11 protein-coding genes are annotated in these 11,991 nt (G+C 70.3%); 3 read left to right on the top strand and 8 right to left on the bottom strand.

The window, feature by feature from the left end:
• Window positions 1-15: 15 nt before the first annotated feature.
• Both J5V96_RS00635 and J5V96_RS00630 read left to right on the top strand, forming a co-directional pair.
• On the top strand, window positions 16-1,293 hold the full coding sequence (locus J5V96_RS00635) for an Nramp family divalent metal transporter (protein WP_208500464.1): 1,278 nt from the start codon (window positions 16-18) through the stop codon (window positions 1,291-1,293).
• Between the two features lie 68 nt (window positions 1,294-1,361).
• Window positions 1,362-1,967, top strand: coding sequence for a metal-dependent transcriptional regulator (locus J5V96_RS00630; RefSeq protein ID WP_208499387.1), 606 nt, complete (start codon window positions 1,362-1,364; stop codon window positions 1,965-1,967).
• A 154-nt stretch (window positions 1,968-2,121) separates the two neighbouring features.
• Here the strand turns inward: J5V96_RS00630 and J5V96_RS00625 are convergent, their stop codons facing one another.
• The 7 genes from J5V96_RS00625 to J5V96_RS00595 all read right to left on the bottom strand — a co-directional run bounded on the left by J5V96_RS00625 (window position 2,122) and on the right by J5V96_RS00595 (window position 9,507).
• A complete protein-coding gene (locus J5V96_RS00625) occupies window positions 2,122-3,129 on the bottom strand; it encodes a sugar phosphate isomerase/epimerase family protein (RefSeq protein ID WP_208499385.1) in 1,008 nt (335 codons plus the stop codon).
• Window positions 3,126-4,244: a Gfo/Idh/MocA family protein gene (locus J5V96_RS00620; RefSeq protein WP_307793070.1), complete on the bottom strand. Its 1,119-nt coding sequence runs from the start codon at window positions 4,242-4,244 to the stop codon at window positions 3,126-3,128. The genes J5V96_RS00625 and J5V96_RS00620 overlap by 4 nt, the downstream gene beginning before the upstream one ends.
• Entirely contained in the window at window positions 4,241-5,080 is an 840-nt protein-coding gene (locus tag J5V96_RS00615) for a carbohydrate ABC transporter permease (protein WP_208499383.1), read from the bottom strand. Before J5V96_RS00615 ends, J5V96_RS00620 begins: the two co-directional genes overlap by 4 nt.
• Window positions 5,073-6,056 (bottom strand): carbohydrate ABC transporter permease, encoded by a 984-nt coding sequence (locus tag J5V96_RS00610; protein ID WP_208499382.1) that lies wholly within the window; start codon window positions 6,054-6,056, stop codon window positions 5,073-5,075. Before J5V96_RS00610 ends, J5V96_RS00615 begins: the two co-directional genes overlap by 8 nt.
• Before the next feature lie 110 nt (window positions 6,057-6,166).
• Entirely contained in the window at window positions 6,167-7,531 is a 1,365-nt protein-coding gene (locus J5V96_RS00605) for an extracellular solute-binding protein (protein WP_208499380.1), read from the bottom strand.
• A 117-nt stretch (window positions 7,532-7,648) separates the two neighbouring features.
• Window positions 7,649-8,749, bottom strand: a complete 1,101-nt coding sequence (locus J5V96_RS00600; RefSeq protein ID WP_208499375.1) for a Gfo/Idh/MocA family protein — start codon at window positions 8,747-8,749, stop codon at window positions 7,649-7,651.
• Entirely contained in the window at window positions 8,746-9,507 is a 762-nt protein-coding gene (locus J5V96_RS00595; RefSeq protein WP_236014347.1) for a sugar phosphate isomerase/epimerase family protein, read from the bottom strand. The genes J5V96_RS00600 and J5V96_RS00595 overlap by 4 nt, the downstream gene beginning before the upstream one ends.
• 172 nt (window positions 9,508-9,679) lie before the next feature.
• Between J5V96_RS00595 and J5V96_RS00590 the strand changes: the two genes are divergently transcribed.
• Window positions 9,680-10,834, top strand: coding sequence for an ROK family transcriptional regulator (locus tag J5V96_RS00590; RefSeq protein ID WP_208499373.1), 1,155 nt, complete (start codon window positions 9,680-9,682; stop codon window positions 10,832-10,834).
• 111 nt (window positions 10,835-10,945) lie between these two features.
• On the opposite strand, the gene J5V96_RS00585 is transcribed toward J5V96_RS00590, so the two are convergent.
• Complete coding sequence (locus J5V96_RS00585) at window positions 10,946-11,929, bottom strand: SDR family NAD(P)-dependent oxidoreductase (protein WP_307793069.1); 984 nt, start codon at window positions 11,927-11,929, stop codon at window positions 10,946-10,948.
• Between the last annotated feature and the right edge of the window lie 62 nt (window positions 11,930-11,991).

The following is an 11,991-nucleotide window of genomic DNA, read 5'->3' as shown; positions in this document are numbered from 1 at the left end:
AAGCCGCCCCAGCCGATGCCGCGCCCGGTGCGTCCGCCCCGCGCGGTGTGGCTTCTCGGACCGGCCCTCGTCGCGGGCGTGGCCTATCTCGATCCGGGCAACGTGGCGAGCAACATGACCGCCGGCGCCCGCTACGGCTACCTGCTCGTGTGGGTCGTGGTGCTGGGCAACACGATGGCGTGGCTCATCCAGTACCTCTCCGCCAAGCTCGGTGTCGTCACCGGGCAGAGCCTTCCCGAGATCCTCGGCCGACGGATCACCAACAAGTGGGCCCGCCGCGCGTACTGGCTGCAGGCCGAGCTGGTGGCGATGGCCACCGACGTGGCCGAGGTGATCGGCGGGGCGGTCGCGCTCACGCTGCTGTTCGGCATCGACCTGCTCTGGGGCGGCGTGATCACCGGATGCGTCTCGCTCGCCCTCCTGATGATCCACTCGCTGCGCGGCGCGCGGCCGTTCGAGTTCGTGATCACGGGCCTGCTCGTGATCATCGCGATCGGCTTCGCCGTGGGCGTCTTCGTGGGCCCGCCCGACGGATCCGAAGTGCTCGGCGGTCTCGTCCCGCGCTTCACCGACGCCGGATCCGTGCTGCTGGCGGCCTCGATCCTCGGCGCGACGATCATGCCGCACGCCATCTACGCCCACTCAGCCCTGTCGCGCGACCACTTCGGCTGGACCGAGCACGGCCGCATCGCCGCACGCGATGCTCGCGAGCACCGGGTGCTGCACGAGGGCGGACACGGCGTGCAGCGCATCCTGCGCGCGACCCGCTGGGACGTCACGATCGCGCTCGTGATCGCCGGATCCGTCAACCTCGCGATCCTGCTGCTCGCCGCAGCGAACCTGCCGGGCATCGCAGGCACCGACAGCCTGGAGGGCGCGTACGCCGCGATACGCGACGGGCTGGGTTCGTGGGTGGCCACGGCGTTCGCGATCGGCCTGCTCGCCTCGGGCCTCGCGTCGACCTCGGTCGGGGCCTATGCCGGGGCCGAGATCATGAAGGGTCTGCTGAAGGTGCGGATCCCGCTGCTGCTGCGCCGCCTGTTCACGCTGATCCCGGCCCTGCTGATCCTGGCCACGCAGATCGAGCCGACCCTCGCGCTCGTGGTGAGCCAGGTCGTGCTGTCGTTCGGCATCCCCTTCGCACTGGTGCCGCTGATCGTGCTGACGGCGCAGAAGCGCACGCTGGGCGAGTACCGCAACCGCGTGTGGACAACGGTGCTCGGCGTGCTCGCATCGGCGTTCATCATCACGCTGAACGCGCTGCTGCTCTGGCTCGTGGCCACGGGGGCCTGAGCGCGGCGCAAGGGCCGGTCGCCCACGCGAGGTGAGTCTCGCGCTGGCGCCGCTCTACCCTGGAACGCATGGTCTCTCCGGCGATCGACGACTACCTCAAGACCGTCTACGCGCACACCGAATGGCAGGACGCCCCCATCACGCCGTCGGTGCTCGCCGCGAAGCTCGGGATCGCCCCGTCGAGCGTCACCGAGATGGTGAAGAAGATGGCCGCCCTCGGCCTCGTCGCCCATGAGCCCTACCGCGCCGTGCGCCTCACGCCCGAGGGCGAGCAGCGCGCGCTCGAGATGGTGCGTCGCCACCGCCTCATCGAGACGTGGCTCGTCGCCGAGTACGGCTACGCCTGGGACGAGGTGCACGAGGAGGCCGAGGTGCTCGAGCACGCCATCAGCGACCGGCTGCTCGAGGCGATCGACGCCCGCCTCGGCCGGCCCCGCTTCGATCCGCACGGCGATCCGATCCCGGATCCCTCCGGTGCTGTAGAGCGGGAGGGCTTTGTGCTGCTCGCCGAGGCTCCGGCGGGCCACATCGGCCGGGTGCTGCGCGTGAGCGATCGCGACCCCGGCCTGCTCCGCCTCATCGAGGCCGCCGGCATCACCGTGGGGTCGCAGCTGCAGGTGCCCGTCGCGGGACTCCCCGCGGGCGCCGAAGAGGTCATCTGGCTCAGCGCCTGACGGAGGCTCGGCGCGTTTCGACTCCTGCGCTCGCAGAGCTCGCTCCGTCGCTCAACGAGCGAGGAAGGGTCTCCCACCCCCCCGCTCGTTGAGCGAGCGAAGCGAGTCGAAACGCGCGCCACCACCGAGGCCCCACCCCGCGCGCCGCAGCGACCTACTGGTTCGAGAACGCCGCGTCGAACGAGGCCTCGGGGCGCTTCCACAGCAGCGAGCGGATGTAGCCCAGCGCCTCCTTCGCGCCGTGCAGGCGATCCATGCCGGCGTCCTCCCACTCGATCGAGATGGGGCCCTCGTAGCCGATGGAGCCGAGGGCGCGGAAGGCGTCCTCCCAGTGGATGTCGCCGTGCCCCGTCGAGACGAAGTCCCAGCCGCGGCGCGGGTCGCCCCACGGCAGGTGCGAGCCGAGGATGCCCGAGCGGCCCGAGGCCGGACGCAGACGCGTGTCCTTGCAGTCGACGTGGTAGATCCGATCCGCGAAGTCGGTGATGAAGCCGATCGGGTCGACGCCCTGCCAGAACATGTGACTCGGATCCCAGTTGATGCCGAACGCCTCGCGGTGGTCGATCGCCTCGAGGGTGCGCACCGTCGTCCAGTAGTCGTAGGCGATCTCAGACGGATGCACCTCGTGGGCGAAGCGCACGCCCTCCGCGTCGAAGACGTCGAGGATCGGGTTCCAGCGGTCGGCGAAGTCCTGGTAGCCGTCGTCGATGCGCTCGGCCGGCACGGGCGGGAACATCGCGACGTACTGCCAGATGCTCGATCCGGTGAAGCCGACGACCGTGTCGATGCCGAGCTTGCGGGCCACGCGGGCGGCGCGCTTCATCTCCTCGGCGGCGCGCTGGCGCACACCCTCGGCCTCGCCGTCGCCCCAGATGTACGGGCGCAGGATCGCCTGGTGGCGGAAGTCGATCGGATCGTCGCAGATCGCCTGCCCGCCGAGGTGGTTCGAGATCGCCCAGACCTTCAGGCCGTACCTGTCGAGCACCTCGAGGCGCGACCGCAGGTACGCGTCGTCCTCGTCGGCGCGCTGCAGGTCGAGGTGATCGCCCGAGGTGGCGATCTCGAGGCCGTCGTATCCCCACTCCGAGGCGAGGCGCGCGACCTCCTCGAACGGCAGGTCGGCCCACTGTCCGGTGAACAGGGTGACGGGATGCGAGCTCATCGGAGCACTCCTTCGTGCGAGGGGACGCCGACCGAGGGGACGGCGGTCCAGCTGTCGGATGCGGCCGCGGCGAGCACGGCCTCGGTGATCACGGCGGCGCGGTGGCCGTCGGCGAAGCGCGGGAGCCCGGAGGGCTCCTCTCCGCGCACGGCCGCGTAGGTGTCGCGCGCGAAGGCGGTGAACGCGTCGAGGTACCCCATGGGGTGCCCCGACGGCACCAGGGACAGTCTCGCGGCATCCGGAGACAGGATCGCGGCGTCCCGCAAAATCAGCGACGACGCCTCCCGTCCGCCGACCCAGAGCTCGTCGGGACGCTCCTGCTCGAACTGCAGGGCGGCGTCGGATCCGGACACCTCGATGGTCAGGGCGTTCTTGCGTCCCGCCGCGACCTGCGACACCAGCAGCGACGCCAGCGCGCCCGAGGCGAGCTCGGCGACCAGCGCCACGCCGTCCTCGGTGTCCACTCGCTGCCCCCCGCGGGAGGCGTGGGCGGTCTGCGTGCGCGCGGCGATCCGGGTGATCCGGTCTCCGGTGACGAACTCGACGAGATCGACCAGGTGCGATCCGATGTCGCCGAAGGCCCGGGATGCCCCGCCCTCGGCGGCAGAGACGCGCCAGTTCTCGTCGGATGCGGCGAGCAGCCAGTCCTGCAGGTACGCGCCGCGCACGGTGAGCAGCCGGCCGATGCCGCCCGCCGCCACCCGGGCGCGCGCCTCGCGCGCCATGGGGTGGAAGCGATAGACGAACGGCACGGTGGCCACCACACCCGAGGCGGCCTCGACAAGGCGCTCCGCGTCGGCGGCCGTGGTCGCCAGCGGCTTCTCGCACACCACGTGGGTGCCGGCCTCGACCACCGCGAGCGACTGCTCGAAGTGCCAGCGGTTGGGGGTGGTCACGTGCACCACGTCGACGGCCTCGATCAGCTGATCGAGTGATCCGGCCTCGCCCTCGACGCCGAGCTCGCGGGCCGCCGCCGTCGTGCGCTCGGGCGACGACGACAGGATCGAGACGACCTGGGCCCCCGCCGCACGTGCCGCATGAGCGTGGGTGCGGGCCATGAACCCGCCGCCGACGATGCCGACCCGCAGACCCGCGCCGGGCAGGCCGCCCGTCACTTGACGGCTCCGGCCGCCAGGCCCGAGATCAGCTGTCGCTGCACGAACAGGAACCCGATCAGCACCGGCAGGGAGACGACGACCGAGGCCGCCATCATCTGGTTCCAGTACACGTCGGTCTGCGAGGCGTAGGCGCGCAGACCGATCGACAGCGTGCGCGTCGACTCGCGGGTCAGCACCGAGGCGAACAGCACCTCGGACCAGCTCGTGATGAAGCAGTACACGGCCACCGCGATGATGCCGGGGCGGGCGACCGGCAGCACCACGCGCACCAGCGCGCCGAACCGGCCGAGGCCGTCGATCATCGCCGCCTCCTCGAGCGCCCGCGGCATGGCCGCGAAGAAGCCCGAGAGCATCCAGATCGAGAAGGGCAGCGAGAAGGTCAGGTACGTGATGATCAGGCCGAGATAGGAGCCCGTCAGCTGGATCCCGATCGTGCGCTGGATCTGCGTGAAGATCAGGTACAGCGGCAGCAGGAACAGGATGCCCGGGAACATCTGCGTCGACAGCACGATCAGGCTGAACGTGCGCGCCCCCGGGAACCGGAACCGCGACAGCGCGTACGCCGCCAGGATCGCCAGGATCACCGACGCGGTCGTCGCGCAGACGGTGACGATCAGGCTGTTCATGAAGTACTGCCCGAGGGGTACGGTGCGCCAGATGTCGAAGTACGGCGCGATCGTGAACTCGCTCGGCCACCACTGGAACAGGCCGCGCACGTCCTTCAGCGGCTTCACCGAGGTGGTCAGGATCACATACAGCGGCACGATGACGATCAGCGACAGGAAGGTGAGGCCGAACGCCCGGAGGATCTTGAATCCGCGTGTCTCAATCATCGATCGTCTGACCCTTCGGCATCACGAGGCGGATGTAGAACGCGCTGGCGACCAGCAGGACGACCAGCAGCAGCACGCTGAGTGCGCCGCCGACGCCGAAGTTCCAGTTGTTGAACGACTGCTGGTAGATGAGCGGCGAGATCAGCGTCGCCTCCTCCGGCGAGGCCGGTCCGAACAGCAGGTACGGCACGTCGAACTGGTTGAAGACCCAGAGGCTGATCATGAGCAGCAGCACGACGTTGGCGTGCTTGATCATCGGCAGCGTGATGCCGGTGAACTGCTTCCAGAGGCTCGCGCCGTCGAGAGATGCGGCCTCATAGACCTCATCCGGGATCGACTGCAGCGCGGCCAGCAGCATCAGGAAGGCGAAGGGCCAGAACTGCCAGACCGTGACGACGATCACCACGATCAGGGAGTTGCCGCCGAGCAGCCAGAACGGCCGATCCTGCAGGAGACCGAGATCGTCGACGAGCAGGCGATTGAGCATGCCGTCGCGCTGGTTGAAGATGAACGCCCAGGCGATCGTGGTGACGAAGCCCGGCAGGGCGTAGGGCACGAGGAACAGCGTGCGCAGGGCGCCGTTGCCCCGGAACTTGGAGTTCAGCAGCACCGCGGCGAAGATGCCGAGGCTCCACGCGAGCACCACGACGATGATCGTGAAGAAGATGGTGCGCAGCAGCGCGGCGTAGAACTGCTCGCCGATCGGGCCATTCGGGTCGAGCGCGAGCAGGAAGTTCTGCAGGCCGACGAACGGCGCCTGCACCCAGTTCGCGATGGTCAGCTGGGTGAGCGAGAGGAACGCGATCCAGACGCCGAGGATCATCGGCACGATGTGGATCAGCAGCTCCATGACCCCCGCGGGGGCGATGAGCGCGTAGGGGAAGAAGTCGAACCGGCGGCGTCTGCCGGCGGGCTCAGGGCCGCGACGGCGACGATCCGTGGTGATCGTCTCCGTGACGGTGGCGTTGGTGGTCATCTTTGACTCCAGAGTGAGAAGGGGCCGCCCTCCCCCGTTCGTCGAGCGAGCGAAGCGAGTCGAGACGCTCGAGCGAACGACGGAGGGCGACCGGATTCAGTGCGTCAGCCTCAGCTGGCGGGCATCTGGGCCTGGGCGTCCTCCAGTGCCTTCTTGATGGCGGCCTCGTCGACCGTCTCGCCCTGCGCGATCTTCGAGAACAGGCCGGCGATGGCCTCGCCGATCAGCGTCTCCGCCTGGCCCTCGGAGGGGTAGAGCGGCATCGGCTGCGAGTGGTTGGCGTAGGTCTCCTTCTTCGCCGTGGCCTCGGGCGTCGAGAAGGCCTCGTCGTCCATGACCGCGGTGACGACGGGCAGCGACGTGTACGCCTCGTTCAGCAGCACCTGCTCCTCGTCCGAGGTGAGGTGGCCGACGAAGGCGAGCGCGGCCTCCTTGGCGTCGGAGTTCGCGAACACCGACACGTTGATGCCCGCGACGTGGCTCTGCGTGCCCTCGAGGCCGGTGGCGTCCTCGGTGAGCATCGGGATCGGCGCGACGCCGAAGTCGGTGAAGCCCTCGCTCGCGAAGGTCTTGCCCGACGCCTGGTCGAAGATCATGGCGGCGCGACCGTCCATGAGCTCGCCCGGCAGCACGGATCCCTCGGTGAACTCCGCATTGGACGGGTCGACGACGCCGTCCTCGCCCATGAGGTTCAGCCAGTCGGCGACACCCGCGACGACGCCGTCGTTCGCGAAGTCGGGCTTGCCGTCTTCGGTGTACAGGGCGCCGCCGTGCTGGAGGCCGCGGACGAACGCCTGGTGCACGTTGTTCGACACGCGCTGACCGGCGAGCGCGAAGCCCCACTGGTCGGTCTTGCCGTCGCCGTCGGTGTCCTTCGTGAGCTTCTGGGCCGTCTCGATGAACTCGTCCCACGTCTTGGGGGCCTCGGTGATGCCGGCCTCCTCGAACAGCGCGGTGTTGTAGTACAGCGAGTACGCGAGACCGTACAGCGGCACCGACGTGACGGGCTGGCCCTCGGCACCGCCGGTCGCCCACGACGTCTCGACGAAGCGATCCTTGCCGCCGACGGCGTCCAGGGCCGCGCCCTCGAACTTCTCGAAGGCGCCGGTCGCCTGCAGCGTCACAGCCCAGGTGTTGCCGATGTTGAGCACGTCGGGGCCCTCGCCGGAGGAGACGGCCGCGAGGATGCGGTTGTACAGGTCGGGCCACGGGATGACCTCGAGCTCGACCTCTACGCCGGTCTCCTCGGTGAAGCGGTCGATCGACTCGCCGAGCACCTCCTCGTCCATCTCGATCGAGGAGCCCTGGTTGGAGGCCCAGTAGGTGATCTTCTGGCCCTCGAGCGAGCCGGCCTCGCCGCCCTCGCCGCCCTCGCCTCCGCCGCCGTTGGTGGATGCGGGGCTGCAGCCGGCCAGTGCCATCGCCGCGATCGTCGCGGTGGCGGCGAGCGCCGCCCAGCGGGTGTTCTTCTTCATCGCTTCACTCCTGATAACTCTTCGTTGAGGTGGGGACTTCGCGTGGTGTGGTGATGGGTTCCCTCCCCGACCCGCCGGCAGGCGCCGACGGGTCGGGTCAGAGAGGACTGACGGATGTCAGAGGGTCGCGACCGACGGATCCCACGCAGGATCCAGGGACTCGGCCGGGGTGACGGTCGAGGTGAGCTCGACCGGCGTCTTGGTCTCGGCGGACTCGGCGATCGCGACCATGACCTCGAGCACATGGAACGCCAGCTCGCCGGGCACGCGCTCGGCGCGATCCTCGCGGATCGCCTGCGCGAGCTCGGCCACGCCGGTGCCGCGCGAGTAGGTGGAGCCCTCGGCCGGGAGCACGCGCTCGCCGTCCTCGCCGTGGATCACGGTGTCGCCGTCGAAGTTGTTCGGATCGGGGAACACCACGGTGCCCTCGGTGCCGGCGATCTCGACGAAGCCCGTACGACGCAGCTTCGAGTCGAACGAGAACACGATCTGGGCGCTGCCGCCGTTCGCGAACTCCAGCAGCGCCGAGACGTGCGTGGGCACCTCGACCGGGAACTCCGTGCCGGCCTTCGGGCCGCTGCCGATCACGCGCGTGGTGCGCGAGGTGGATCCGTGCGCGTAGACCTTCGAGACGGATCCGAAGATCTGCACGAGGGTCGTCAGGTAGTACGGGCCGATGTCGAACAGCGGGCCGCCGCCCTTGGCGAACAGGAACTCCGGGCTCGGGTGCCACGACTCGGGGCCGGGCGACTGGAACAGCGCCAGGCCCGTGAGCGGGGCGCCGATCTCGCCGCCGCGCACCGCCCGGAACGCGGTCTGGAGACCCGCGCCGAGGATGGTGTCGGGTGCGACGGCGACGCGCACGCCCGCGGCCTGCGCGGCCTCGAGCAGCACCCGCCCGCTCGGCACGTCGAGCGCGTAGGGCTTCTCGCCCCAGACGTGCTTGCCGGCCTCGACGGCCTTGAGCGCGACCTCGACGTGCACGGCCGGGATGGTGAGGTTCACGACGATCTCGATCGCGTCATCCGCGAGCAGCTCGTCGTAGGTGCCGGATCCGGCGACGCCCCACTTCTCGGCCTGTGCCGCGGCGCGCGCGGTGTCGATGTCGGCGACGAAGCGCACATCGAGGTCGGGGAAGGCGGTGAGGTTCTCGAGGTACTGGTCGCTGATGGTGCCCGCGCCGACGACGCCGACACCGACCTTGCCGGTGCCGGTCACGCGCGGCCTCCCGTCAGGAACGCGAACGAACGCGCGACGGCCTCGAACACGTCACCGGAGTGGTCGTCGAGCTCGACGACGCGAAGCGCCCCGGGTGCCGCGGCGAGGATGTCGGCGATGGGCAGGATGCCGTCGCCGACGCCGACCTGGTCCTTGTCGGCCTTGGTGCGCGGGCCGTCCTTGACGTGCAGCGCGACGACGCGGTCGCCCAGACGACGCAGCAGCTCGGGAGCGGGCTCGCCGCCCACCTCGGCCCAGTAGGTGTCGACCTGCAGCACCACCTGCTCGGGAGCGGCCGCGGCGAACACCTCGAGCGCCGAGACGCCGTCGATGCGGTGCTCGAGCTCGAAGGCGTGGTTGTGGTACCCGACGCGCAGGCCGTGGTCGGCCGCGCGGTCGGCGATCGCCGCGAGGGCCGCGGCGGTGCGCTCGATGCCCTCGCGGGTCGTCCAGTTGGCCTCCGGCACGTGCGGGTCGATGATCGTCGAGACACCGACCTTCTTCGCGGCGGCGAAGACGCCCTCGAGATCGACGTCCTCACCGACGAGATGCACGTGCGTCGTCGGGGCCGAGAGGCCGAAGGCGGGCAGATGCTCCGCCAGCTGATCCGCTCGGTCGGTGAGCCCGAAGGGCTCCACGTTGCGGTAGCCGATCTCGGCCAGTCGGCCGAGGGTGGCGGGCAGGTCCTGCGCGAGATGTTCGCGAACCGTGTACAGCTGAACCGACAGTTCGTCGGCAGGCACGAGGCTGGTGGCCAAGAGAGCTCCTCATCGAGTCTTTCTGGCGAGTACGCGTAGATCCGATAGGAAATACCGCGAACCGCCCTGACGCGCCCCAAGCTATGCCCTGCTTCTGTCGTCTGTCAACGAAAGTGTGCCAGTTCGTCGACGGATTTCACGTTCGCGCCGACAGTTCTGGTTAACTGACGCCATGTCCAACGGGGGATCCGCACTCGGCGGGGTCGACGCGAGCGAGCTGTTCCAGCTGCTGCGCGACGGTGCTCCCCGCACGGTGTCCGACCTCGCGGCCGTCACCGGCCTCGCGCGCTCCACCGTGAATCTGCGTCTCGATGCCCTGCGCGATCTCGGCCTGGTGGGCGCGGCCGATCCCGGCGTCTCCACGGGCGGGCGCCCGCCCCGTCGCATCGCGCTGCAGCCCCAGGCGCGCCTCGCGCTCGCCATCGACGTGGGCGCGAGCCACGTGCGCGTCGGCCTCACCAACCTCATCGGCGACGTGCTCGTGCACCAGCGCGCGCCGATCAGCGTGGCGGAGGGTCCGGATCCGGTGCTCGGTCGCGCACTCGAGCTGGTGGATCCGCTGCTGGCCGAGCTGGGACGTAACCGCGCGGCGATCATCGCGATCGGCATCGGCCTGCCCGGCCCCGTGCACTTCGAGACGGGGCGTCCGTCGAAGCCGCCGCTGATGCCCGGATGGGACGCGTTCGATGTGCCCGGGTGGTTCGCCGACCACATCGACGCCCCGGTGCTGGTCGACAACGACGTGAACATCATGGCCCTCGGCGAGCACAGCCGCCTCGATCATCCGGTGGCGCACTTCCTCTTCGTGAAGGTGGCCACGGGCATCGGCGCCGGCATCATCTCGGGCCGACGCCTGCAGCGCGGCGCCCAGGGCATCGCGGGCGACATCGGCCACGTGCGAGTCTCGCGCGGCACGGGGGTGCTGTGCCGCTGCGGCAACGAGGGCTGCCTCGAGGCCCTCGCCTCGGGCCCCGCGGTGGCCGCCGAGCTCGGCGAGCACGGCGTCGACGCGGCGAGCGCGCGCGACGTGGTCGAGCTGGTGAGCGCGGGCGACCTCCGGGCCATCCAGGCCGTGCGCCAGGCAGGCCGCGACCTCGGCGAGGTGCTCGCGGCGAGCATCAGCTTCCTCAACCCCTCGGTCATCACGATCGGCGGCCAGATGGCCGCGGCCGGCGAGCACCTGCTCGCGGGCGTGCGCGAGGTCGTCTACCAGCGCGCCATGCCGCTGGCCACCCGCAACCTGCAGATCGCCACCGCCCGCACGGGCGACAAGGCGGGCCTCATCGGCGCGGGCATGCTCGCGATCGAGCACGCGCTGGTGCTCTGACCACACGTGCTCTCCACGAGGACGTGCCTTTTCGGCTCAGATCCGACGGTTTCTCGCTGAAAACACGTGTTCTCAGCCACCCCGGCACGCCGCCGAGCCAGCCCCGGCGAGCTACCGCGCCGCGCGCGCGGCGCGCGCGAACGGCCACTCCATGCCGGTGAGGCGCTCGCACTCCTCCCAGACGCGCGTGCGCACATCCTGATCCAGCGCCCACTTCGAGGGGTTCTGGCGGGTGGGGCGCCCCTTGGTCCAGAGCTTCGGGCCCCAGTACTCGCCCCCGCGCACGTCGGGGTCGACGAGCGCGTGCACCAGCGACTCGGCGCCCGCGCGCTTGCCCTGGGCGAAGGGCTGCAGGCCGTCGCGGAACCTCTTCATGCGCCCCGGCTCGTTCACGCCGGTGACGCGCTCCGTGCGACCGCCGATCGAATAACCCGGATGCGCCACCACGCTGTCGACCGGCACGTCATGCGCGCGCAGACGGGCGTCGGCCTCGATGCCGAGCGCGTGCACGGCGAGCTTCGACTGCACGTAGGCGTGCCACGCCTCGTACTTGCGCTCCAGCTGGAAGTCGAACGGCTCGGCGACGCCGAGGTGCGTCGACATCGACCCGAGCCACACCATGCGCGCGTGCTGCCGGCGCGACGCGGATCTCGACAGCAGCGTGAGCAGCTCGGACGCGAGCACGAAGTGGCCGAGCGCGTTTGTCGAGAACACGAGCTCCCGCCCGTCGCGGGTCAGCTCGCGCGTGCGCGGCGTGTGCACCATCCCGGCGTTCATCAACACGCCGTCCAGGCGCGACCGCGAGAACAGCCCGCCGCGCAGCGAGGCGGCGGCCGCGCGGATCGATCCGGGGTTCGCGACATCCAGGAGCAGCGTCTCGACGGAGGCGCCCGGCACGCGCGCCTCGATCGCATCGTGCGCGGCGGCGAGGCGGTTGGGGTGACGGCCGCTCAGGATCACGTGGGCCCCGGCGGTGGCCAGACGCTCGCTCGCGAAGTAGCCGAGGCCGGCGTTGGCGCCCGTGACCAGGTAGATGCGGTCCGACAGATCCGGGAGCGCGTCCGGATCCCGGACGGCTCTGCCTCGGGTGATCACAGCACCACCGTATCTCCTGCGCGAAGCGACTCACCGACCGGGCGACGGATGTCCCGATCACA

It is taken from the genome of Microbacterium stercoris, assembly GCF_017592545.1.
Classification (GTDB): domain Bacteria; phylum Actinomycetota; class Actinomycetes; order Actinomycetales; family Microbacteriaceae; genus Microbacterium; species Microbacterium stercoris.
This window is presented reverse-complemented; position numbering and strand designations above follow the sequence as displayed.

What these genes read in the sequence shown, in the direction of transcription:
- J5V96_RS00615 (WP_208499383.1), bottom strand. Translation starts at nt 5,080, where the DNA reads ATGATTGAGACACGCGGATTCAAGATCCTCCGGGCGTTCGGCCTCACC.
- J5V96_RS00625 (WP_208499385.1), bottom strand. Translation starts at nt 3,129, where the DNA reads ATGAGCTCGCATCCCGTCACCCTGTTCACCGGACAGTGGGCCGACCTG.
- J5V96_RS00610 (WP_208499382.1), bottom strand. Translation starts at nt 6,056, where the DNA reads ATGACCACCAACGCCACCGTCACGGAGACGATCACCACGGATCGTCGC.
- J5V96_RS00635 (WP_208500464.1), top strand. Translation starts at nt 16, where the DNA reads ATGCCGCGCCCGGTGCGTCCGCCCCGCGCGGTGTGGCTTCTCGGACCG.
- J5V96_RS00605 (WP_208499380.1), bottom strand. Translation starts at nt 7,531, where the DNA reads ATGAAGAAGAACACCCGCTGGGCGGCGCTCGCCGCCACCGCGACGATC.
- J5V96_RS00590 (WP_208499373.1), top strand. Translation starts at nt 9,680, where the DNA reads ATGTCCAACGGGGGATCCGCACTCGGCGGGGTCGACGCGAGCGAGCTG.
- J5V96_RS00630 (WP_208499387.1), top strand. Translation starts at nt 1,362, where the DNA reads ATGGTCTCTCCGGCGATCGACGACTACCTCAAGACCGTCTACGCGCAC.